Here is a 20757-nt window from a genome sequence, read left to right as displayed (position 1 = left end):
CTCTCCCCCTCCCGCGCGGCGGTGCACGGTCCCGCCACCTTACCGGCCGGGAGTCGCCGTCCGCCGAGGTGCGCCGCGAGGGGGCTGCCGTGCTCTTCCCCGCGGGATCCGCGTGCGGAACCGCGGCCCGACGGTGTCACGGCTCGCGGCCTCACTCCGCGGTGTCGATCACCCGATCGAGCCACTCGGACAGGAGCGCCTGTTCGGAGGGGGAGAGGGCGGTGAGATCGTGGGCCGTCGCCCGCAGTGTGACGGCCGCGGCGCGGGCGGGGGAATCCACCGCGTCCGTTCGGGGGAGCGGGGTGTCGACGAGGATGCCCGCGAGGACGGTCTCCATGAGAGTTTCGGCGAGGTTCAGGCGGCGAGCCGCAACGTCCTGTTCGAGAAGTGCGAACACCGCCCCGGTCCCGGCCGCGTGGACGAGGGTCACGGCATCCGGGACGGGAATCCGCAGGCGCCCCGCCGCGGCGACACGGCGCAGCCGCTCTTCCAGCACGCGGATCCCGCTGACCATGGCAGCGGAGTCCCGCCCGCGGCGAGGGTCGCTGATGATGAGGAACAGGTCGGGGTGGGCGAGCCCGAAACTGACGGTCTCTCGCCAACTCGCGCGGAGTTCCTCGACCGGGTCGACGGGGTCGGCGGATGTCGACAGGGCGGCGGCCTTCGCGGCGCTGAACTGCGCCAGCGCGTGTTCGGCGACGGCGTCGAGCAGTCCGTCCTTGTCGCCGAAGAGGCGGTAGATCGTGGGGGCCTGTGTGCTGGCGTGTTCGGCCACCGCTCTCGTCGTGACCGCGGACACCCCCTCGTCTTCGAGGAGCTGTGCGGCAGCGGCGATGATGCGCTCGCGGACATCGTCACGAACGGTGGGCACGGACATGTATCGATGATAACGATCCGTTGCTATCAAGGTGATATCAATGATACGTTTTGAGCGTTTCCACCGATATCGAGAAGGGTCGGACAATGATCGCCATCACCGGGGCAACGGGAGCCCTCAACGGCCGCACCGTCGAGCATCTGCTTCGCATCGTGCCCCCCTCCGAGCTCACGATCATCGCGCGCGATCCCGAGCGGGCCGAGCGGTTCGCGCGTGCGGGTGCGACGGTCCGCGCGGGGCGGTACGAGGATCCCGCCGGTCTCCGTGAGGCGTTCCGGGGAGCGGACCGGGTCCTCCTGGTCTCGTCCAACGATCCGGGTGGCGACACCGTGGCTCTCCATCGGAACGCCATCGAGGCCGCGGTGGCGGCCGGAGTCGGTCGGGTTCTCTACACCAGCCACCAGGGTGCCCACACCGACTCGCCGTTTCCGCCGGCCCGTGTCCACGCCGCCACCGAGGCGCTCCTGGCGGGCTCCGGAGCGAGCTGGACCGCACTGCGGAACGGCTTCTACGCTCATAGCCTCGACTGGCTCCTGGGATCGTGGCGTTCGAACGGCCGCATCGCCGTCCCGGCGGACGGGCCGGTCTCGTGGACCTCGCGCGACGATGTCGCCGAGGCTGCGGCGGTGCTGTTGGGCGGGGCGGGCATCCCCGATGGGCCTGTGACGCTGACGGCTCCCGCGGCCCCGCGTTTCGCCGATCTGGCGGGGCCCGCGTCCGAGGTGGCGGGAGGGCCGATCGACGTCGAGATCGTCGATGCGGAGCACTGGGTCCGTCTCGCTGTCGAGGCGGGGCAGCCGGAGATGCGGGCGAGGTTCTCGCTGACCATCTTCCAGGCGGCGGAACGAGGGTTCTTCGCCGGGACGGATCCGCTTCTGGGCACCCTCCTCGGCAGGGAACCGCTGTCGGTGCGGGAGGCTCTCGCGCTACCCGACCGTTCTATGACGTGACGTCGACGCGAGATCAGGTGAAATCGGCTGCCAGGGCGTTGCGGTGGTATTCGAAGATGATGCTCGTGCGCGTGGATGCCACGCTGTGCCGCGCCGAGAGCTGATCGACGACGAAGCGGCGCACCGCTGACGAGTCGTCGACGGCGATGTGGACCAGGAAGTCGTCGGCCCCGCCGAGGAAGAACAACTGGATGACGTCCGGATGCCGACGGATCTCCTGCGCGAAGGCGCGGATGCTCTCGTGACGCTGCCCGGGTCGAAGCGTCACGCCGACGATGGCCTGGAGGCCCCGGCCGAGACGGCTCTGGTCGACGGCGGCGTGGAAGCCCGCGATGAGCCCGCGGTCGACGAGGGCGCGAACTCGGGTGTGAGCGGTGGATGCCGCGACCCCGAGCGCGTCAGCGAGGGCGGCGTTCGTCATCCGGGCGTCCGCGGAGAGCATCTCGATGATCCGCGCATCGAGCGGGTGCAGTTCGTCATCGGTCATCGCAGATCCTTCGGCTCGTAGATCGGGTGAGGCGGCTTCTTGGCGAGAATACCGGCGCACGTGGCATCCATTTCGAAGAATCTGCGGATTAACGCAACGGAAACAGAGATTTCTGCGATTCTTCCTGCCACCACCACTCAGAGGAGAGACCGATGCGCGTCGCCGTGCCCACCGAGATCAAGAACAACGAGAACCGCGTCGCCATGACGCCGGCGGGCGTCGACGCTCTCGCGCATCGCGGCCACGAGGTTCTCGTGCAGGCCGGCGCCGGTGAGGGCAGCGGGTTCTCCGACGACCAGTACCGCGCGGCGGGCGCCGAGATCGTGGCGAGCGCGGACGAGACGTGGGCGCGCGCGGAGCTGCTCGTAAAGGTGAAGGAACCCATCGCTCCCGAGTACGCGCGGCTGCGTCCGGACCTGACGCTCTTCACCTACCTGCACCTCGCCGCCGACCGCCCGCTCACCGACGCCCTGATGGCCGCGGGGACCACCGCGGTCGCCTACGAGACCGTCCAGACCGCGGACCGCGCCCTGCCGCTCCTCGCGCCGATGAGCGAGGTCGCCGGGCGCCTCTCGATCATCGAGGGGGCGCACCACCTGCTCCGCGCCTCGGGCGGTCGAGGACTCCTCCCCGGCGGCGTTCCGGGCACGCCCAAGGCGAAGGTTGTCGTGATCGGCGGTGGCGTCGCGGGCGAGCACGCCGCGGCCAACGCCCTCGGGCTCGGTGCGAACGTCACCGTCATCGACATCTCGCTGCCCAAGCTCCGCCAGCTCGAGGAGCGTTTCGGCGGCGCGATCCAGACGCGAGCCTCCACCCGCCTCGAGATCGCCGAGCAGCTCGCCGACGCCGACCTCGTGATCGGCTCGGTGCTGATCCCGGGTGCCGCGGCGCCCAAGCTCGTCACCGACGACATGGTCGCGGCGATGAAGTCGGGCTCGGTGCTCGTGGACATCGCGATCGACCAGGGCGGCTGCTTCGAGGGGTCGCGTCCGACGACTCACGACGCGCCCACCTTCCGCGTCCACGACTCGCTGTTCTACTGCGTCGCGAACATGCCCGGCGCCGTGCCCCACACCTCGACGCGCGCCCTCTCGAACGCCACGCTGCCCTACATCACGCGGATCGCCGACGCGGGCTGGGAGGCCGCGGCATCCGCCGATCCGGCCCTGGCGAAGGGCCTCAACGTGCGTGCCGGCGTCGTGGTCAACGAGGGCGTGCGGGCGGCCTTCGACCTCTGAGCGCGCCCGCTCGCGCGTCAGGCACGGACCCAGGCGTACGTGATCTCGGGGCGGCCCGGACCGCCGTAGCGGGGCTCGCGACGGACGCGGCCCGCGTCGGCGAGATGCTCGAGGTACCGCCGGGCCGTGACGCGCGACATGCCCTCGTGTTCGCCGACCTCGGTCGATGACAGCGAACCGGATGCCGTCCGCACCCGTTCCGCGACGGCCTGCAGCGTCTCATCGCTCAGGCCCTTCGGCAGGGTCGGTGCGACGGTGCGCAGCGAACCGAGCAGGGCGTCGACCTCGGACTGTGTCGCGTCTCCCGCGGCACGATCCAGGCCCTCGACGTACGTGCGGTAGGCCTCGAGCCGCTCGCGGAACGCCGCGAACGTGAACGGCTTGATGAGGTACTGCACCACACCGGTCGACACCGCCGCGCGGACGGTCGCGGCATCCCGGACCGCCGTCACGGCGATGATGTCGACACCCGCTCCCATCGCGCGCACGCGCCGGGCCACGTCGAGTCCGCCCCCGTCGGGCATGGTCATGTCCAGCAGCACGAGGTCGATCGGCCGAGCGGGATCGGCGATCGCGGTGAGCGCCGCACGTGCCCCCGCCGCCTGACCCACGACCTCGAACCCCGGGACGCGTCCGACGTACGCGGCGTGAAGCTCCAGCGCGAGAGCGTCGTCGTCGACGACGAGCACGCGGATCACGCGTGCACCGCCTCGACCGGAGCCGGCAGCACCACGCGCACCGTCGTGGGTGCGTCGGTGACACGCAGCGATCCGCCGTGCGCCGCCACGATGTCGCGCACGAGCGCCAGACCCACGCCGCGCCCGCCCGCCGCCGCCGCGGGCTTGGTCGACGCGCCGAACGCGAACGGGTCGGCGAGGGCGGGGTCGAACCCCGCTCCGCTGTCGCTCACCTCGATCGCGACGTCGGGTCCCGTGCTCGCCAGGGCCACCCGGACCCAGTGCGGTTCGGCGCCTGCGGCTGCGGCATCCATCGCGTTGTCGACGAGATTCCCGACCACGGTGACGGCCTCGGCGGGGGCGAGGGGGAGGGTGGGGGTCGGCTCCTCGACGTCGAGATCGAGGGCGACGCCGCGCTCGGCGGCCTCGTCGAGTTTCCCGAGCAGCAGCGCCACGACCACGGCGCCGTCGTTGCCCGACACGATGCGGTCGGCGAGATCCTGCCGGCCCGCGGTGGATGCCTCGATGAGCCGCCGAGCGTCATCGAGGCGGCCGAGCTCGAGGAGGGCGAGCAGCGCGTGCAGCCGGTTGCCGTGCTCGTGCGTCTGCGAGCGCAGCGTCTCGCTGAGCGTGCGGACGCCCTCGAGCTCGCCGAGGAGCGCCTGCAATTCGGAACGGTCGCGGAGGGTCATGACGCGCCCGCGTTCGGGGGCGCGGCGCCCCGCGAGGTCGCGGGCCTCCTCCTGGTTGACCAGCAGGACGCGGTCGCCGGTGGCCACGGTCTCCTCCACCATTCGGCGACCCGTGGCGATGGCCTCGGCGAGCGCGGCATCCATGTCGGTCGCGCGCGGGTCGAGGCTCACCTGACCCTCGGACGCGGGAGGCAGGCCCAGCAGATCGGCGGCTTCGTCGTTGTAGAGCACGATCCGGCCGTCGCTGTCGGTGACGACGAGGCCCTCGCGCAGCGAGTGCAGCACGGTCTCGTAGCTCTCCACCAGCCGGGCGAGCTCGCGCGGCGTGTACGACCCGGTGACCCGCCGGGCGCTGCGGCGGACGTACAGGGCACCCAGGATGCCGATACCGACGATGCCGGCCGCGGCGGCCACGATTAGCGGGACACGGGCGGCGAGGTCGGCCTGCACGGCGCCGAGCGTGACCCCGACCGAGACGAGGCCCACGATCTCGCCGTCGTCGACACCGCCGTCGCGGATGGGCGTGATGGTTCGGACGGACGGGCCGAGCGTGCCGTCGTAGACCTCGGTGTGGGTGCGGCCGGCGAGCGCCTCCTCGCGCGAACCGAGGTACTGCTGCCCGATCTCGGACCGGTTCCGGTGGGTCAGCCGGATGCCGTCGGGAGTCATGATCGTGACGAACGACAGGTCGGCGTCCGAGAGGATCGCCTCCACCATGGGCTGCAGCGTCTCGGAGTCGCGCCCCGCGGTGAGAGCGGCGACGTCCGGCTCGTGCGCGAGCGTTTCGGCCACCGACCGGGTGACCTGTTCCGCCTGACGCTGACCGGAGTCCGACAGCTGCACCGACATGAGGGCGGCGAGGACACCCGCGACCAGCACGACGACGCCGAGCGACACCATCGCCAGCCGTCCGCCCACGCTCAGTCGCATGCCGTGCCCTTTCCGGTTCGTTCCGGTCTGCCGTGAACAATACGACCACAAATCGCCCCGGACGCCGCGCTCGTCCAGAGTCGGGACATCGCCGGCGGCCCCGCCGGACTCAACGAAGACGTTAGGAAAAAGGGGAACTCGCGAATGTCTCTCTCACTCCGCACCACGCGCGACGGTCGGCCGCGTAAGAAGATCGACCGCAACCACTGGCTCTACATCGCCGTCATCGTCGCCGTCGTGGCGGGTATCGTGGTCGGCCTCGTCGCCCCGCAGTTCGCCGTCGGCCTCGAGCCCGTCGGCAAGGGCTTCGTCAACCTCATCAAGATGATGATCGCCCCGGTCATCTTCTGCACGATCGTCGTCGGCATCGGCTCGATCGCCAAGGCCTCCACGGTCGGCAAGATCGGCGGCCTGGCGCTGCTGTACTTCCTCGTCATGTCGACGTTCGCGCTCGGCATCGGCCTGCTCGTGGGCAACATCATCCACCCCGGCGAGGGCCTGAACATCGCCGGTGCGCAGTACGACGCCGTTCCCGAGGCGACGACGACGCAGGACTTCATCCTGGGCATCATTCCGACGACGTTCTTCTCGGCGTTCACCGGCGGCAGCATCCTCCAGGTGCTCTTCATCGCACTCCTCGTCGGGTTCGCGCTGCAGGGCATGGGCGAGCGCGGGGCGCGCTTGGTCGAGGGCATCCGCAACTTCCAGGTGCTGGTCTTCCGCATCCTCGGCATGATCCTGTGGCTCGCGCCGATCGGTGCTTTCGGCGCCATCGCCGCGGTCGTCGGCAAGACCGGCTTCGGCGCCGTCATCAGCCTCGGCATCCTGATGGGCTCGTTCTACCTGACGTGCTTCCTCTTCATCACGGTCGTGCTGGGTGTGCTGCTGTTCGCCGTGACGCGGGTCAACATCTTCTCGCTCATCAAGTACCTCGGTCGCGAGTACCTGCTGATCGTCGGCACGTCCTCGTCCGAGGCGGGCCTGCCCCGCCTCATCGCGAAGATGGAGCACCTCGGCGTCTCCAAGCCCGTCGTCGGCATCACCGTCCCGACCGGCTACTCGTTCAACCTGGACGGCACGGCGATCTACCTCACGATGGCGTCGCTGTTCATCGCGACGGCGATGGGTGCCCCCATGTCGATCCCCGAGCAGATCGGCCTCCTGATCTTCATGATCATCGCCTCCAAGGGCGCGGCCGGTGTCACCGGTGCGGGCCTCGCCACCCTCGCCGGCGGCCTCTCTGCCTACCGTCCCGACCTGGTCAACGGCGTCGGTGTCATCGTCGGCATCGACCGGTTCATGTCCGAGGCCCGCGCCGTCACGAACTTCACCGGCAACGCCGTGGCGACCCTCCTCATCGGAGCCTGGACCAAGCAGTACGACCGCGAACGCGTGGGCGAGGTGCTCTCGGGCCGGATCCCCTTCGACGAGACGCTCCTCACCGGTCACGACCACTCCACGACTCCGGCAGCGGATGCCAAGGAAGAGGCGTCGACCGAGGCCGGCACCGGTCCTTCGGCCGTCGACACGCAGGCGCTGAACGCCTTCCGCGCCCAGGCGGAGGCGGAGGCGGCGGCCCGGAGCCGTTCGTGAGCCTGACGCACTCCTCGGCGGGGGCGGCTTCGGCCGCCCCGCCCCCGCGCGCGTGGACCTGGCCCGCACGTGGCTGCTGCGCTCGCCGCTGGCGGCAGGGGGCGACACCGCGGCCGACGTCCTCGTGCTCGATCTCGAGGACGGGCTGCCCGCTGCGCGCAAGGCCGAGGGCGCGAGCGCGCCCGTCGCGCCGCCGAGGAAGCCCCGGTGTGGCTGCGAATCAGCGCCGCGGGAACGCGCGACGGCGAGGCCGACCTCGCGCTCGGTCGCGACCTCAGCGGCGGGCTCGCCGGCGTGGTGTTGGCGATGTGCGCTGGACCCGCCGACGTCGCCCACGTCGCGGCGTCCCTCCCCGATGGCGTGCCGATCGTGGCGATGATCGAGTCGGCTGCGGCGCTGCTCTCGGCCCCCGCGATCGCGGCGCACCCCGCCACCCGACGTCTGGCGTTCGGCACCGGCGACTTCCGCCGAGACACCGGTATGGCGGCCGACCGCCTCGCCCTGTCGTGGCCGCGCGCGCAACTCGTCGTCGCGTCGGCGGCGGCCGGGATCGCCCCGCCCATCGACGGCCCGTGCGGCCCGGTGGAGCAGGCGCGGGATGCCGCGGACCACGCCGCCGCGATGGGGTTCACGGGGACACTGGCGTTGCGGGAGGCCGCGATCGCCGGCGCTCACGCGGGATTCACGCCGGCCTCGTCCGAGGTCGCGGAGGCCCAGGCCCTGCTCTCGACGGTGCCCGACGGCCCGGTGGACGGCTCGTACGCCCCCGCCCTGGCCCGCGCTCGCGCGCTGGTGTCGCGCGCCGAGGCCCTCGCGCGGCTCTGACGCGCGCGGCCGGCGCGGCCCCGGCGCCGCCGCCCCGCCGCAGCGAGATCACACGTTCCGCTCGAGCGCGCACGTTCCGGTCGTCCCGTCCGTGAGCACTCGACCCGATCGTGTGCTTTCGGCGCCCGGGCGTCAGCGCCTCCGGAACCAGCCGCGCCGGGGTCGGGGCGCGGCCGCCGGAGCCTCGACGGTGCGGGCACGGCGGCGCTCGGCCCACCCCGCGACCTCGGCATCCACGTCGACCGTCGGTGTCACGACGGGCGGGCCGCCGAGCAACTGCCGACGTGCCTCGATGACGCGGCGGTTGAAATCCTCGAGCGCTTCGCGGACGTCGGGCTCGCGCGAGAGGGCGTCCAGGCGATCGGCGAGCTCGGCGTGCTCCACTCGCAGGGTGAGGGCGGGCGGCCCGAGCCCCGACAGCTTCTCGGTCTCGATCTTGCGGCGGATCCACCAGTCCGGGTCGTGGCCGTCTCCGAGGCCGACGAGGGGTTTCCCGGCGCCGGGCAGGTCGTCGAAGTCGCCGCGCCGAATCGCCTGCTGGATCGCCGTCTCGACGTACGCGGCGCGTTCCGCCGCGGTGGATCCGCGCTCCGGTGCGGTCGCCTCCGCCGACTCGGGTTCGATCCCGGCTTCCCGCAGCCGCCGGTCCAGGCGGTAGCGCTCGGCCGCCTCTCGGGGGTCGTCGCTCATTCCGCCTCCGCGTGTGTGCTCGGGTCCTTCCAGGCTACGTCGGCGGCGACGCGATGGCGCCGTGGACAGCCCGACACCTCCTGCGGGGGAGTGGATGCCGACCTGCCGGGGCCGCCACTGCCCGGACGGGCTCACTCGGCCGCCGAACACCCGAGGGCGACGCCCCCGGCGGCGCAGCCTCCGCCCCGCCCTACAGCCCGAGTCGGCGCAGTCGCAGGCGCGCCATGTCCTGCGCCCGCGGTCCGGAGCCGAGCGCCCGCTCCGTGACGCGCAGGATGATCCGGGTCGCCGTCTTCACCGGCAGCCACGACCGGCGCACCCCGAGGAGGCGCCGGAGGCGCGGGGGGAAGGTCGCGACGGCCGCGGCGAACAGCACGCGGTAGGCGAGCCCCATCGCCCCGGTGAACGGCGGCTTGCGGAGGAACCGGACGACATCGTCGACCCGCTCGTCGCGGCGCAGTTCGCCGCGGTCCAGGAAGCCCTCCAGCTCGGCGCGAAGCGCGGCTTCGGTCCGCGGCGGATCGGGGATGCGCATGAGACGTCCCGCCGTGGCCCAGTCCGCGACATACGCGTCGGTGCCGCCGGGGATCGCGCCGCCGTAGGCCTGATGGCTCCGGAGGAAGGCGTCGGTGAAGGCGAGGTGCACCCAGCGCACGAGGTCGCCGTCTTCGGCGGTGTAGGTGCGCGCGCCCCCGTCGCCGCCGACGTAGGTGCCCTGCACGCGCTGATGGAACCGGCCGACCCGGGCGGTCTCGGCATCCGCCTGCGCCTTCGAGCCGTAGGTGAGGGTGATGACCCAGCGCACGGTCCCGGTGAGGCGACCAATCGGGTCTTCGCGGTAGCGCGACCAGTCGTGGACGCCCGCGAGGGCCCCGGGGTGCAGCGCCTGCAGGAGCAGGGCGCGGATGCCCGCGACCAGCGTTCCCATTCCGGCGTGGACGGTCCAGGCGGGACCGTTCTCGACGAAATAGCCGCCGTCATCGCCCTCGGCGATCGCCCGGACGTACGGCGCCATCCCGGTCGGGTCCCCCGCGAGGGCGGTGAGCAGCTTCGCGCGCAATCGTGCGACGCGGGCCGAGACGGGAGGGGAGGGGGTCACCTCTCCAGCGTGCCACCGTCCGAGCGATCGGGCTCGGCGGTAGTACGACGTCGGGGATGTTCCCGGGGGAGGGGGATCAGTGCCCCTCGTGGGTGATGACGGGGACGGTCCCGTCGTCGCGGATCAGGACCGCGTCCTGCGTCGCACCGAGGGCGGGCGTGACGACGACGGCGATGATCGACGCGGCGAGGAGGAGCCCGAGCACGCTCATCGGCTGAGGTGTGCGGGGTGTCGCGTCTGTGGCATCGCGGCCCTGTCGCCGCACGTGCACCGCTACGGCCGCTCCCACGACGATCAGCAGCAGCGCCGCGGCCGCGATGGCGATGATGCTCGTGTGCGTCGGCAGGACGAACATCAGGGCGGACGAGGTGAGGAGCCCTGCGAGGACTCCCACCAGCGTCGCCCGCGGGGCCACCAGTCGACCGAGGGCGAGCGCGGCTCCACCCCAGACGAGCGCGGCCACCCCGAGGACGACCAGACCCGCTCCGAGACCGCGCGAGGCGGCCCCGGAGCTGGGTCCCACGATCGCACCCGCACCGAGGGCGGCGAGGATCAGCCCGGCCCCCCATGCGGACACGGAGGGCCACGACCGGACGAAGGTCGCGGCGTTCACGCTCAGACCGCCGCGGTGCGGGGGACGTTGCGCTCGGTGCCCAGTCCGACACCCAGGAGCACGACGGCGCTGGCGAGGTGCAGGAAGTGGTCGGGCACGTTGAGCGCGAGGATGTTGGCCGGTCCCGTGAGGAAGAAGCCGACGATGCCGAGGAGCAGGTAGACCGCGCCCACGGTGGTGTTGACGCCCTTGGCGGCGCGAGCGTTGGCGAGGCCGGCGACCAGCAGCGCGGCACCGATCAGGAGGTGCGCGATGTTGTGCAGCGGGTTGACCTCGAAGATGCCCAGAAGCAGGCCACCCTCGTTGGCGATGAATCCGACGCCGCCGGTGACGGCGAAGCCGAGCAGACCGACGAGCAGGTAGACGGCGCCGAAGACGGTGGCGACGATGCGGTTCGGTGACGAGCTCATGATGAACCTCCCAGAGTTTTTGCAGCGGCCACTCGGCCGCCTTCCTCACATCTTCGGAGACACTGGTTGTTTCGGATTGGCCTTTGCGGCGCCCCGGGCAATGCTGTAGGACGAGCGCGCGCCGCTCGTTGCGCCCGCGTGCGGACCGCCGTCCCCCGGATACGACAGAAGGCCCCCGAGTACTCTCCGAGGCCCTCCGCAACGGGTGAGACGCTACGGGAGGGGCGCGATCACAATCCGGGGATTGCAATTCCCGTGCTGTTCACCTACGCGCGTCTCTGCCACACTCGCCGCATGAGGTTCGAGACGACGCTGTTCCAGATGGGAAACAACACCGGTATCGAGGTCCCGCCCGAGGTCGTCGAGGCCCTGGGCGGCGGCAAACGTGCCGCAGTGCAGGTCGACGTCAACGGCTACGTGTACTCCAGCACGATGGCGGTGATGGGTGGGCGCCAGCTCATCCCGTTCTCCGCTGACAAGCGCAAGGCGACGGGGCTTGCCGGTGGTGATCCGATCACGGTCGAGCTGACGCTCGACACGACCGAGCGCACGGTTGAGATTCCCGAGGATCTCGGGGCCGCCCTCGACGCGGCGGGTGTCCGGGCGGCGTTCGACGCCCTCGCTCCGAGCACGCGTAAGGCGCACGCGGGCAGCGTGGCCGAGGCGAAGGCTCCGGAGACACGCGCGCGTCGCATCCAGAAGATCGTCACCGCCCTGGCCTGACCGCCGTCGACCGCCCGGCTCGACCGATAGCCTGGAGAGGGAGGTCGCGTGGGCCGGACGAAGGATGCCATCGCCGAGGGGTTGTCGATCGCGACGGCCGCGGCGCGGCTCACCGTGCGCAACCGGATCCTCGTCGAGACGATCGCGCGGGGCGGGCAGTTCGACGGCGCCGTCTTCGCCGAGTTCGCCCGCGAGACGTTGCGCGCGCTGGCGGCGGAGCAGGATCAGGCGGCGAACCGTGTGACCCAGCAGCGCAAGCGCGCGTGGGGGCGGTTCTCCGATTCGTCGGGCACCCACGACTACCGCGATCGCGACACCCGCAACCTCCGCCGACGCGCACGTCAGTCGCGCGGGGTGGCGAAGGAACTGCGCGAGTTCGCGGATGACCCCGAGCGCGTCGACGTCTTGGTCGCTGCGGCGCGCGAAGCCGCGTGGGGCGACGTCGCGGCGAACCTCTCGCAGCGTCTGGACGTCGAGGGAATGACCGCGGATGCCGATCCTGACTACGCCACGATGCGGCGTGCGCGCATGGACGCCCTCCGGATGGTGGATCTCGCCCGCCTCGCCTCGCAGGCGAAGAAGCGGGCGAAAGAGCAGTCCGCGGCCTCGGACGCCGAGGGCGTCGATGCCCCCGCGCCCAAGAAGAAGAAGTCGACCTCGGCCTGAGCGCCCCGGAGGCGGACGGCTTCGCAATAATCAAGGGTGACGATTCCTGGGGGCGGCCCACGTTGGGCCAGCGTCGTTGTCATCGGCGCCGGTCAAGCGGGGCTTTCGGCCGCCTACCATCTCGCCCGCGCCGGGTTCGTCAGTGCCCTGGACGCCACGAGCGACGCCGGTGCGCCATCGTTCGTGGTGTTGGACGCGGAGACCGCGGCGGGCGGGGCCTGGCAGCACCGCTGGCGATCATTGACGATGGCGACAGTCAACGGGATCTTCGACCTGCCCGGCTACCCGAAACCGCCGATCGACGACACCGCCGCCAGCCGAGACGCGGTGCCCGCCTACTTCGCCGCTTACGAGCAGCACCTTCAGCCGCCCATCCTGCGGCCCGTCACGGTGACGGCCGTGCGCTACGCGGACGCCGACCCCGACGGAGATTTGATCGTGGAGTCGACCGCGGGAGTGTGGGAGACGCGCGCGGTGATCAACGCGACCGGGACGTGGAACAACCCGGTGCTTCCGCACTATCCCGGGCAGGAGACCTACCGGGGTCGTCAACTGCACACGCGCGACTACGTCTCGCTCGACGAGTTCTCCGGTCTCCGCGTGGCGATCGTCGGAGGAGGTATCTCCGCGGTGCAGTTGTTGGAGGAGATCTCCCGAGTGGCCACGGTGTTCTGGTACACCCGGCGGGAGCCCGTGTTCCGCGACGGTGAGTTCACCCCCGAGACGGCGGGAAGAGAGGTCATCGCGAAGGTCATCGCCGATGTGGAGGCGGGGAACCCCGCGGGCAGCGTCGTCTCCTACACCGATCTGGCCTGGCTGCCCTACGCGGTGGCTGCGAGGGAACGCGGCGCGCTCGTCCGTCGCCCGATGTTCACGGCGATCGCACCCGACGGGGTGCGGGAGGCCGACGGCTCGTTCACGCCGATCGACGCGATCGTGTGGGCGACGGGATTCCGAGCCGACCTCCGCCATCTCGACCCGCTCGGGTTGCGCAACGCGCGCGGAGGCATCCGCATGACCGGTACCCAGGTGGGCGAGGAGCCGCGCGTCCACCTCATCGGGTTCGGCCCCTCGCAATCCACGGTGGGAGCCAACCGGGCCGGCCGTGACGCGGTCCGGGCCCTTCGGAAACGGCTGATACCCGCCCGAACCAGCTGAGTCCGCCCGCGGGTCTCGAGGTGATCCGTCGATCCCACGGCTCTTGCGCCGCGTCTCGTCGCCGGCTCGTTCGTGCATCCGCGACGGCCTCGTCACTCGACTACTCGGCTGCGGATCGTGTCACCAGGACCGCGGCCGCACCTCCGCGTTCCGCGACGGTTCGGGGGCGGGTGAGGGGCGCTCCACCGGGGTGCTCCGCGATTGCCGCTCGATCGGGGCGGCGCACGCGGTGTCGTGGGTCTGGCGGTGGGATCGCCACAGCAGGGACTTCACGTCATCCAGCGTTTCGAAGACGCCCAGCGGGCGGGATTCGTCGTCGAAGGCCGACCACGTACCGTCAGCGCTGCGGCTGGCGAAACCGAAGATGCGGCGGGAACAGGTCCCGAGGAGGAAGTCGCCCTCGATCGACTTCCAGGTGACGTCGTACGTGGCGCGCGTGAAACCGAACATCGGGAGCTCCTTTGCTCGCCCGTGTGAGTGCGGCCCTCACCCTATGCCCGCGCGATCTGCCCGGGGGAGGGACTTTAGTCCCTTTTGCGCTTTTCGGCCGAAAGTCGCGCGGTACACCCCGCGCCGCATCCGGGATCGCTACCGGCGAGTCGCGGCAAGCACGTTCGCGATGGCGTCGAGCGTCCGAGCGACTTCCGGCAGCGCGTCGACCGGCGGAATGTTGAGATGGCCGTGCGGCATGCCCTCCGCGACCTCGACCTGGACAGGGATGCCGGCTTCGCGCAACTGTCGCGCGAACAGCTCACCCGAACCGCGGAGTTCGTCCATCTCGCTCAGCGCGAGAAGTGTGTGAGGGAGGCCGACGGGAGCGCGGTTTCCCGGCATGGCATCCACGGGCGGATCGTCGACGCGTCCCACGTAATCCCGGAGCACCTCGTCGTTGCGTACCGGGCGGAAGCGCAGGATGTCGGGGAGGTCGTCCATCCCGTCGATGTCGATCGCGGGCACGGGGAAGTGCAGCAGGGGGTATCCCAGGACCAGGGCGGCCGGCCGCCGGCCCTCACGATCCGTCAGGCGCAAGGCCGTCGCGGCGGCGAGGTTTCCCCCGGCGGAACAGCCGCCCAAGCACAGGCGCGACGGGTCGATATCGAAGTCCCGCGCGTGGACGGTGAGCCAGGTCCACGCGGCCTCGACGTCCTCCAACGGGGCCGGGAACCGCGTCTCCGGGCCGGCGAGGCGGTAGTCGACGCTCGCGACGACGGCTCCCGCCCGGGCGACCAGTTCCCGAGCGACGACGTCGGACTCGGCCATGTCGATGTCGCCGGCCGTGAATCCGCCGCCGTGCACCCACAGCAGCCCGGGGGCGTCGGTCGCCGCATCCACGGGGCGGTACACGCGGACGCGCACGGGCCCGCGCGGACCGGGAGCGGCGTGCTCGGACACCTCGGTCGGCGGAGCGACGTAGCCGGATGCCAGCTCCCCGATGGCACGCGCGTAGTCGTCCCAGTCGACCACGTCGCGCAGGGTGTCGGCCATCACGGCGTCGAGGCTCACGGGCGCGTCTCCCGGGCGATGAGCTCCACGGGGAAGACCTGCCGCACACGGGCGCGGCGGGGGTCCTTCCGCTCGGCGAGAAGGATGTCGGCGCCCTGGTAGCCCATCGCCGTCATCGGGGTGCGGATGCTGGTGAGGCCGATGGCGTCGGTCACCTCGGAGTCCTGTCCGGCGATGACGAGGGCACGCTCCGACGTCGTCGGACGGCGGTCCTCCTCGAGTCGGCGCCAGGCTCCGGCCGCGGTGCGATCGTCGGGCAGGAGGATGGCGTCGAAGCCCATCCGGCGCTCACCGAGGAACTCCACCGCCGCCCGTCCGGCGGCGCTGTCGTGACCGAGGGCGTCGTGTTCGATGAGCACCTCGCCCGGATCGAATCCGGCAGCGCGCGCGGCACCGCGCGCCGCCGTGCGACGCAGATCCGCTCCCGCCCGATCGTGGGGCGGGTGGACGAGGACGATCCGACGGCGCCCGCGCTCGAGAGCGTACGAGACGGCGAGGGCCGCGGCGGACTCGTCGTCGGCGGCCACCGAGCTGAGGTCGGAGGTCGTGGGGGTGCCGATCGCGACGATCGACACCCCGCGTTCGGCGGCATGCACGGCGATCGACTCGGCGCCGGGGGTCATTTCCAGCAGGATGCCGCGGACGCCGGTCCGTTCGAGCGTGCGGACGGCGTCGTCGACTCCCGTGGGTTCGTCCGCGGGGAACGTGACCAGCGGCTGCGCACCACCCCAGGACAGCCGTCGGCGGATGCCGTCCAGCAGGGCGGCGCGGTGAGGCTCGGTGCCGACGAGAACGACGCCGACGAGGTCGGGACCCACGGGGGCGCGTCGCCCCCGGCCGGTCGGTCGCCACCCGAGTTCGTCGATGGCGGATCGCACGCGACGCAACGTCGGCGCGGCCACGATTTCAGGCTTGTTCAAGACGTTGGAAACCGTTCCGATCGATACGCCCGCAACGCGGGCCACATCATGCATCGACGGAAAGTCCTGGTCTGCCATCGCTCGCCCTCCTTCCTTGGTGGCTGGGATCCATTGTGCTCGTACGGATGCCGCACTCTCATCCTTGCATGAATTGAAATATTTCAACTAGCATCAGGGCGTCGCGATCCGAAGATCCGATCCAGCACTAGAGAGAGCTCGAGGTTTCAATGATGAATCTCCGTACCCGCGTCGGTCTCGGCGCGATCGTCGTGGGCGCGCTCGCCGTGTCCGCTACGGGGTGCGCCGGCGCACAGCAACCGACCATCGATCCCAGCGCCAGCGTCACGATCACCGTGGGCGACCTGCCCAGCACCAAGGCCGAAGCGGCGCGGAAGAACTTCCTCGACGCCGTCGACCAGTTCCAGAAGGCCAATCCCAACATCACGGTCGAGCCCAGCGAGACACGATGGGACAACGGCTCCTTCTCCGCGCTCGTCGCGGGGGGCACGATGCCCACCGTCATGAGCGTGCCGTTCACCAACACGCAGCAGGTGATCGCGAACGGTCAGGTCGCCGACCTCACCGACGTCGTGAATCAGCTCGGCCTGCTGGACCGCCTCAACCCCGACACGCTCACGCCGGCGCAGGCGGACGGCAAGACGTACGGCATCCCGACGACGGTCGATACCGTCGCCCTCATGTACAACCGTGATCTCTTCACGAAGGCGGGCCTCGACCCCGACAAGCCGCCTGCCACGTGGGATGACGTTCGTTCAGCGGCGAAGGCCATCACCAAGGCGACCGGCAACCCGGGCTACCTCCAGATCACGTCGGAGGGTCAGGCGGGGTGGATCTACACCGCGCAGGTCTACTCGCGCGGCGGCAGCATCGAGAACGAGGCGGGCGACGAGGTCACCATCGACAACCCGGCGTCGATCGCGGCCCTCCAGGGGCTGCGGGACATGTTCTCGACGGACAAGACCATGGGCGAGTCGGTCATCATGGACTTGAAGACGATCATGCAGGAGTTCGCCGCAGGGCGGGCGGGTATGTTCATCGCACCGGTGGCATCGTACGAGTGGCTCAACAACGTGTACGACATGGATCTGTCGGTCATCGGCGCCTCCCACCTCCCGCAGGGCGACACCGCGGGGTTGGGCACGCCGCTCGGCGGAAACGTGCAGATGGCCAACCCGAAGTCGACGCCCGAGCAGCTGCTCGCGGCGGCGAAGTGGGTGGACTTCTACTACTTCGGCAAGTTCACGAGCAAGGAAACGGCCGTCGCCAACGCGCAGGCTCTCATCGCCGATGGCGGCATCGTCGGGCTCCCGGGTCTGTCGCCGCTCAGCGCCGACGCGTACAAGCAGTACCGCGACTGGATCGCGGACGACACCAACGTCGACGCGTCGCACTTCACCAGTTACACCGACTCGCTGACGAAGATCCCGCTGATCCCCGAGCCCACCACCCGGGCACAGGAGGTCTACGCCGACCTGGCGTCGACCGTGCAGGCGGTGCTGAGCGACCCCTCGGCGGAGATCGAGCCGCTCGTCGCGGACGCCGCATCCCGACTCGATCGGATCATCAAGCAGTGACTCGAGTCATGTCGGTTCGGATCGGGGTCCCCGCGCGCGAGGCGCGCGGGGGCCTCATCCCGCGCGTCCGACGATGGGTGCGCGCGGGAGGGCTCTGGTCCATCGTGTTCGGGGCGCCACTGGTGCTCGTGTTCGCCTACTTCTCGTGGGGGCCGATCGTCCGGGGCCTCGTGCTGTCGTTCCAGAAGACGAACTTCCTCACCAGCAAATGGGTGGGGCTGACGAACTTCGAGTTCGTGCTCACCGACCCCGTTCTTCCGCGAGCGATCCTCAACACGGTCATCTTCACCGCGATCGGTCTCCTGATCGGTGCCCCGCTGCCCTTGGCGCTGGCGGTGGTGATGTCAGAGTTGCGACGGTGGAAGGGCCTCTACAGCACGCTCGCCTATCTCCCCGTCGTCATCCCCCCAGTGGTGGCCATCCTGCTGTGGAAGGTCCTTTACATGCCGGGCTCGAGCGGGTTGCTGAACTCGCTGCTCGGAACGGTGGGTCTCGGGCCGTTCGCCTGGCTGAACTCGGAGCAGCTCGTCATCCCCTCGATGGTGCTCGCGGCGACGTGGGCGGGCGCCGGTACCTCGGTCATCATCTACCTCGCCGCGCTCGGGGGCGTCCGACCCGACCTCTACGAGGCCGCAGAACTCGACGGAGCCGGCATCTGGAGCCGCGTGTGGCACGTGACGCTGCCGCAGATCCGCGGTGTCATCCTCGTGCTCATCCTCCTGCAGCTCATCGGGACCATGCAGGTGTTCAACGAGCCGAAGCTCCTCACCGGCGGCGGCCCGAACAACGCCTCCATCTCGATCCTGATGCTCATCTACCAATACGGGTTCGTGAATTCGAACTACGGTGCGGCTGCCGCTCTGAGCGTGATGCTCGCCGCGGTCCTCGCGATCGTGTCGATCGTCTATCAGTTCGCGACCCGGAGGCTCAACGACAATGACTGACACCTACACGCTCACGCAGCCGCCCACGGCGCCGCCGTCCCGACGCCGCCTCCGGCGTCAGGACGACCCCGAAGAGGTGGTGCGCTCCGTCTCCTCGTGGGGGGATCGTCGCAGGCCCCTGGTGAGGTGGACCCTGCGACTCGTCCAGGTGTTCGTGCTCGTCGGTCTCGTCGTCGCGGCGGTGCTGCCGCTGCTGTGGTTGGCCAAGGCATCCGTGTCCACGACGACGGAACTCGTGAGCGACCCGCTGAGGCTGCTGCCCTCGATCTTCGACTGGTCGAACTATTCCGCCGTGTGGAACGACCTCGGGATCTGGCGCTACCTGCTCAACACGCTGCTCATGGCGCTCGGAAGCGCCGCGGTCACGCTCGTGGTCTGCGTGACCGGCGCATACACTCTGTCGATCCTCCGGCCGCGATGGGGCAACGTCGTCTACTGGGCCGTGCTCGCGACGCTGTTCATCCCGGGCATCGTCTCGCTCGTGCCCCTCTACCTCACGGTGCTCGACCTTCCCGGTCTCGGCATCAGCCTCCTGAACACCATGTGGGCGATCTGGCTGCCCGCCGGGGCGAGCGCCTTCTCGCTCGTGCTCGCCAAGCGCTTCTTCGACTCGATCCCGCGCGAACTCATCGAGGCGGCGCGGATCGACGGAGCGGGTCCGGTGCGCGTGCTGTGGTCGCTCGTCATCCCGCTCTCACGGCCGATCCTGTCGGTCCTCGCGCTCCTGAGCGCCGTGGCGGCGTACAAGGAGTACCTGTGGCCGCTGCTCGTCCTGCAGGACCCGGGTGTTCAGCCCATCTCCGTCGCGCTGCCGCGCATCGAGCCGGCACTGGAGTACTCGGTCATGATGGCGGCGCTGTTCCTGTCGATGATCGTGCCGATCGCGCTGTTCCTGCTCTTCCAGCGGCAGTTCCTGCGCTCGGTCGGCATGGCCAACGGCATCAAGGGCTGACGGAGACGGCCCTGAGCTATCTTCGGAGGTATGGAGCGCGGAGAGACTCGATGAGTGCGCCGGATGACACGGGCGTGCGCCGGGCGAACCTCCGCGAGGTCGCGGCGCTCGCCGGGGTGTCGGTGTCGACGGCGTCGCGTGTGCTCTCGGGGACGTATCCGATCGCGGAAGCCACGCGAGGCCGGGTCGTCGCGGCGATGCGCGAGCTCGGCTACTCGGAGGCTCGCGCACGCCGACGGGAGGCGACCCGGACCATCGGTGTCATCGTCCCCGACGTGAGGTCGTCGCTGGTCTCGGGCGTGCTGGCCGGGATCGATGCGGCGGCCGTCGAGCACGGGCGCATCAGCATGATCTTCCCGACCGAGGGTGACGTGGATCGCGAACGCGACATCGTCCGGCTCATCGCGCGTCAACGCGAGCTGGATGCCGTCGTGTTCGTCGGCGGCGTGTATGCGTCGGCCGACTACTCCGACCGCCTGGGCGACTACGCGACGATGCTCGAGGAGATCGACGCGCGTCTGGTGATGTGCGCCCGCCCGGGCCCGATCGCCGCGGACCGCGCGCTCGTGGCCGGCTACGACAACACCGGCGGTGCCTTCGCCATCACGAGCCACCTGCTCTCGCGCGGGCACACCCGCGTGGCCTGGGTCGGGGGGATCGAGGACTACTCCACGACCGAGGGGCGTATCGCCGGGATGCGGGCCGCGCTCGCCGCCCACGGTCTGGAACCCGCGGCCGTCTACACCGACCCGTCGCCGCGCCGCGCGCGTCGCAGTCTCGTCGTCGACCACACGTACGCGCACACCGTCGACCTGCTGCGCGAGCACCCCGAGGTCACCGCGATCGTGGCGAACAGCGATTTCCACGCGCTCGACGTCGTGCGGGCGCTCACCGAAGCGGGGCTCTCCGTGCCCGAGGACATGTCGGTCGTCGGCTACGACGACGATCGTGTCGCGCAGCGTCTGCATCCCCCACTGACGACGGTGCACCTGCCGGTGTTCGACCTGGGCTGGGAGGCCGCGCGCCTCGCCGTCCAGAAACCCATGCCCGGACACGCCGGTTCGGTCGTCGAGCTCGGCACCCACGTCGTCGTCCGAGACTCCGTCGCCGCTCCGCGTCGCTGACACCCCCGCCCCACCTCGAGCCCCGCCGTCACGGCGGGGCTCGTTGTCGTTCTGGATGCCTCTCCACGCTTGCGTTCGCGTTTTGTTTCTG

At 70.6% G+C, this 20757-nt stretch carries 22 protein-coding genes; 11 read left to right on the top strand and 11 right to left on the bottom strand.

The genetic code is table 11. From position 1 onward, the window contains the following. Positions 1-151 precede the first annotated feature (151 nt). Positions 152-877 (bottom strand): TetR/AcrR family transcriptional regulator, encoded by a 726-nt coding sequence (locus AC3WLZ_RS13950; protein WP_492470433.1) that lies wholly within the window; start codon positions 875-877, stop codon positions 152-154. A gap of 86 nt (positions 878-963) precedes the next feature. Here AC3WLZ_RS13950 and AC3WLZ_RS13945 point away from each other — a divergent pair, with 86 nt between their 5' ends. Next, complete coding sequence (locus tag AC3WLZ_RS13945; protein WP_492470432.1) at positions 964-1827, top strand: NAD(P)H-binding protein; 864 nt, start codon at positions 964-966, stop codon at positions 1825-1827. Between the two features lie 13 nt (positions 1828-1840). Here the strand turns inward: AC3WLZ_RS13945 and AC3WLZ_RS13940 are convergent, their stop codons facing one another. Beyond that, positions 1841-2314 carry an Lrp/AsnC family transcriptional regulator gene (locus tag AC3WLZ_RS13940; protein ID WP_492470431.1) on the bottom strand — a complete coding sequence of 158 codons (474 nt, stop codon included), beginning with the start codon at positions 2312-2314 and terminating at the stop codon, positions 1841-1843. Positions 2315-2466: 152 nt separating this feature from the next. Here AC3WLZ_RS13940 and ald point away from each other — a divergent pair, with 152 nt between their 5' ends. Continuing rightward, the gene (gene ald, locus AC3WLZ_RS13935) at positions 2467-3552 is read left to right on the top strand and encodes an alanine dehydrogenase (protein WP_492470430.1); all 1086 of its coding nucleotides are present in this window, start codon (positions 2467-2469) and stop codon (positions 3550-3552) included. A gap of 17 nt (positions 3553-3569) precedes the next feature. Here ald and AC3WLZ_RS13930 read toward each other — a convergent pair whose 3' ends face one another. Continuing rightward, a complete protein-coding gene (locus AC3WLZ_RS13930; RefSeq protein WP_492470429.1) occupies positions 3570-4250 on the bottom strand; it encodes a response regulator in 681 nt (226 codons plus the stop codon). Continuing rightward, positions 4247-5851, bottom strand: a complete 1605-nt coding sequence (locus AC3WLZ_RS13925; protein WP_492470428.1) for an ATP-binding protein — start codon at positions 5849-5851, stop codon at positions 4247-4249. The genes AC3WLZ_RS13930 and AC3WLZ_RS13925 overlap by 4 nt, the downstream gene beginning before the upstream one ends. A gap of 144 nt (positions 5852-5995) precedes the next feature. Here AC3WLZ_RS13925 and AC3WLZ_RS13920 point away from each other — a divergent pair, with 144 nt between their 5' ends. Beyond that, on the top strand, positions 5996-7444 hold the full coding sequence (locus AC3WLZ_RS13920) for a cation:dicarboxylate symporter family transporter (protein WP_492470427.1): 1449 nt from the start codon (positions 5996-5998) through the stop codon (positions 7442-7444). Between the two features lie 207 nt (positions 7445-7651). Then, positions 7652-8269, top strand: coding sequence for an aldolase/citrate lyase family protein (locus AC3WLZ_RS13915; protein WP_492470426.1), 618 nt, complete (start codon positions 7652-7654; stop codon positions 8267-8269). A gap of 132 nt (positions 8270-8401) precedes the next feature. Here AC3WLZ_RS13915 and AC3WLZ_RS13910 read toward each other — a convergent pair whose 3' ends face one another. The 4 genes from AC3WLZ_RS13910 to AC3WLZ_RS13895 all read right to left on the bottom strand — a co-directional run bounded on the left by AC3WLZ_RS13910 (position 8402) and on the right by AC3WLZ_RS13895 (position 11081). Then, a complete protein-coding gene (locus AC3WLZ_RS13910; protein ID WP_412925499.1) occupies positions 8402-8959 on the bottom strand; it encodes a DnaJ family domain-containing protein in 558 nt (185 codons plus the stop codon). A gap of 190 nt (positions 8960-9149) precedes the next feature. After that, a complete protein-coding gene (locus AC3WLZ_RS13905; protein ID WP_492470995.1) occupies positions 9150-9974 on the bottom strand; it encodes an oxygenase MpaB family protein in 825 nt (274 codons plus the stop codon). Between the two features lie 160 nt (positions 9975-10134). Continuing rightward, on the bottom strand, positions 10135-10671 hold the full coding sequence (locus AC3WLZ_RS13900; RefSeq protein ID WP_492470425.1) for a hypothetical protein: 537 nt from the start codon (positions 10669-10671) through the stop codon (positions 10135-10137). Positions 10672-10673: 2 nt separating this feature from the next. Continuing rightward, a complete protein-coding gene (locus tag AC3WLZ_RS13895) occupies positions 10674-11081 on the bottom strand; it encodes a DUF4383 domain-containing protein (RefSeq protein ID WP_412925497.1) in 408 nt (135 codons plus the stop codon). Positions 11082-11375: 294 nt separating this feature from the next. Between AC3WLZ_RS13895 and AC3WLZ_RS13890 the strand changes: the two genes are divergently transcribed. The 3 genes from AC3WLZ_RS13890 to AC3WLZ_RS13880 are packed head-to-tail and all read left to right on the top strand — an operon-like array spanning position 11376 to position 13628. Next, a complete protein-coding gene (locus AC3WLZ_RS13890) occupies positions 11376-11804 on the top strand; it encodes a YdeI/OmpD-associated family protein (protein ID WP_492470424.1) in 429 nt (142 codons plus the stop codon). Between the two features lie 48 nt (positions 11805-11852). After that, positions 11853-12470 carry an asparagine synthase gene (locus tag AC3WLZ_RS13885; protein ID WP_492470423.1) on the top strand — a complete coding sequence of 206 codons (618 nt, stop codon included), beginning with the start codon at positions 11853-11855 and terminating at the stop codon, positions 12468-12470. Positions 12471-12506: 36 nt separating this feature from the next. Next, on the top strand, positions 12507-13628 hold the full coding sequence (locus AC3WLZ_RS13880) for an NAD(P)-binding domain-containing protein (protein ID WP_492470422.1): 1122 nt from the start codon (positions 12507-12509) through the stop codon (positions 13626-13628). 120 nt (positions 13629-13748) lie between these two features. Here the strand turns inward: AC3WLZ_RS13880 and AC3WLZ_RS13875 are convergent, their stop codons facing one another. From AC3WLZ_RS13875 to AC3WLZ_RS13865, 3 genes are all read right to left on the bottom strand, one after another. Continuing rightward, complete coding sequence (locus AC3WLZ_RS13875; protein WP_492470421.1) at positions 13749-14078, bottom strand: hypothetical protein; 330 nt, start codon at positions 14076-14078, stop codon at positions 13749-13751. A 138-nt stretch (positions 14079-14216) separates the two neighbouring features. Beyond that, positions 14217-15131: an alpha/beta hydrolase gene (locus tag AC3WLZ_RS13870; protein WP_492470420.1), complete on the bottom strand. Its 915-nt coding sequence runs from the start codon at positions 15129-15131 to the stop codon at positions 14217-14219. After that, positions 15128-16105: a LacI family DNA-binding transcriptional regulator gene (locus tag AC3WLZ_RS13865; RefSeq protein WP_492470994.1), complete on the bottom strand. Its 978-nt coding sequence runs from the start codon at positions 16103-16105 to the stop codon at positions 15128-15130. Before AC3WLZ_RS13865 ends, AC3WLZ_RS13870 begins: the two co-directional genes overlap by 4 nt. 176 nt (positions 16106-16281) lie before the next feature. On the opposite strand from AC3WLZ_RS13865, the gene AC3WLZ_RS13860 reads away from it, so the two are divergent. Genes AC3WLZ_RS13860 through AC3WLZ_RS13845 form a run of 4 tightly spaced genes read left to right on the top strand, consistent with a single transcriptional unit; the run spans position 16282 to position 20666 of the window. Then, complete coding sequence (locus tag AC3WLZ_RS13860) at positions 16282-17646, top strand: ABC transporter substrate-binding protein (RefSeq protein ID WP_412925491.1); 1365 nt, start codon at positions 16282-16284, stop codon at positions 17644-17646. 8 nt (positions 17647-17654) lie between these two features. Next, positions 17655-18590 carry a carbohydrate ABC transporter permease gene (locus AC3WLZ_RS13855; RefSeq protein WP_412925490.1) on the top strand — a complete coding sequence of 312 codons (936 nt, stop codon included), beginning with the start codon at positions 17655-17657 and terminating at the stop codon, positions 18588-18590. After that, positions 18583-19542, top strand: a complete 960-nt coding sequence (locus AC3WLZ_RS13850) for a carbohydrate ABC transporter permease (protein WP_412925489.1) — start codon at positions 18583-18585, stop codon at positions 19540-19542. Before AC3WLZ_RS13855 ends, AC3WLZ_RS13850 begins: the two co-directional genes overlap by 8 nt. Before the next feature lie 50 nt (positions 19543-19592). Then, entirely contained in the window at positions 19593-20666 is a 1074-nt protein-coding gene (locus AC3WLZ_RS13845) for a LacI family DNA-binding transcriptional regulator (protein WP_412925488.1), read from the top strand. Positions 20667-20757: the final 91 nt, after the last annotated feature.

The sequence above is a fragment of the Microbacterium sp. FW305-3-2-15-F-LB2 genome (assembly GCF_058787255.1).
This window is presented reverse-complemented; position numbering and strand designations above follow the sequence as displayed.

Coding starts and splice junctions, on each gene's coding strand:
- AC3WLZ_RS13890 (WP_492470424.1), top strand. CDS start 11,376: ATGAGGTTCGAGACGACGCTGTTCCAGATGGGAAACAACACCGGTATC.
- AC3WLZ_RS13905 (WP_492470995.1), bottom strand. CDS start 9,974: ATGGCGCCGTACGTCCGGGCGATCGCCGAGGGCGATGACGGCGGCTAT.
- AC3WLZ_RS13895 (WP_412925497.1), bottom strand. CDS start 11,081: ATGAGCTCGTCACCGAACCGCATCGTCGCCACCGTCTTCGGCGCCGTC.
- AC3WLZ_RS13865 (WP_492470994.1), bottom strand. CDS start 16,105: ATGCATGATGTGGCCCGCGTTGCGGGCGTATCGATCGGAACGGTTTCC.
- AC3WLZ_RS13850 (WP_412925489.1), top strand. CDS start 18,583: ATGACTGACACCTACACGCTCACGCAGCCGCCCACGGCGCCGCCGTCC.
- ald (WP_492470430.1), top strand. CDS start 2,467: ATGCGCGTCGCCGTGCCCACCGAGATCAAGAACAACGAGAACCGCGTC.
- AC3WLZ_RS13855 (WP_412925490.1), top strand. CDS start 17,655: ATGTCGGTTCGGATCGGGGTCCCCGCGCGCGAGGCGCGCGGGGGCCTC.
- AC3WLZ_RS13925 (WP_492470428.1), bottom strand. CDS start 5,851: ATGCGACTGAGCGTGGGCGGACGGCTGGCGATGGTGTCGCTCGGCGTC.
- AC3WLZ_RS13860 (WP_412925491.1), top strand. CDS start 16,282: ATGAATCTCCGTACCCGCGTCGGTCTCGGCGCGATCGTCGTGGGCGCG.
- AC3WLZ_RS13940 (WP_492470431.1), bottom strand. CDS start 2,314: ATGACCGATGACGAACTGCACCCGCTCGATGCGCGGATCATCGAGATG.
- AC3WLZ_RS13920 (WP_492470427.1), top strand. CDS start 5,996: ATGTCTCTCTCACTCCGCACCACGCGCGACGGTCGGCCGCGTAAGAAG.
- AC3WLZ_RS13910 (WP_412925499.1), bottom strand. CDS start 8,959: ATGAGCGACGACCCCCGAGAGGCGGCCGAGCGCTACCGCCTGGACCGG.
- AC3WLZ_RS13845 (WP_412925488.1), top strand. CDS start 19,593: ATGAGTGCGCCGGATGACACGGGCGTGCGCCGGGCGAACCTCCGCGAG.
- AC3WLZ_RS13950 (WP_492470433.1), bottom strand. CDS start 877: ATGTCCGTGCCCACCGTTCGTGACGATGTCCGCGAGCGCATCATCGCC.
- AC3WLZ_RS13875 (WP_492470421.1), bottom strand. CDS start 14,078: ATGTTCGGTTTCACGCGCGCCACGTACGACGTCACCTGGAAGTCGATC.
- AC3WLZ_RS13945 (WP_492470432.1), top strand. CDS start 964: ATGATCGCCATCACCGGGGCAACGGGAGCCCTCAACGGCCGCACCGTC.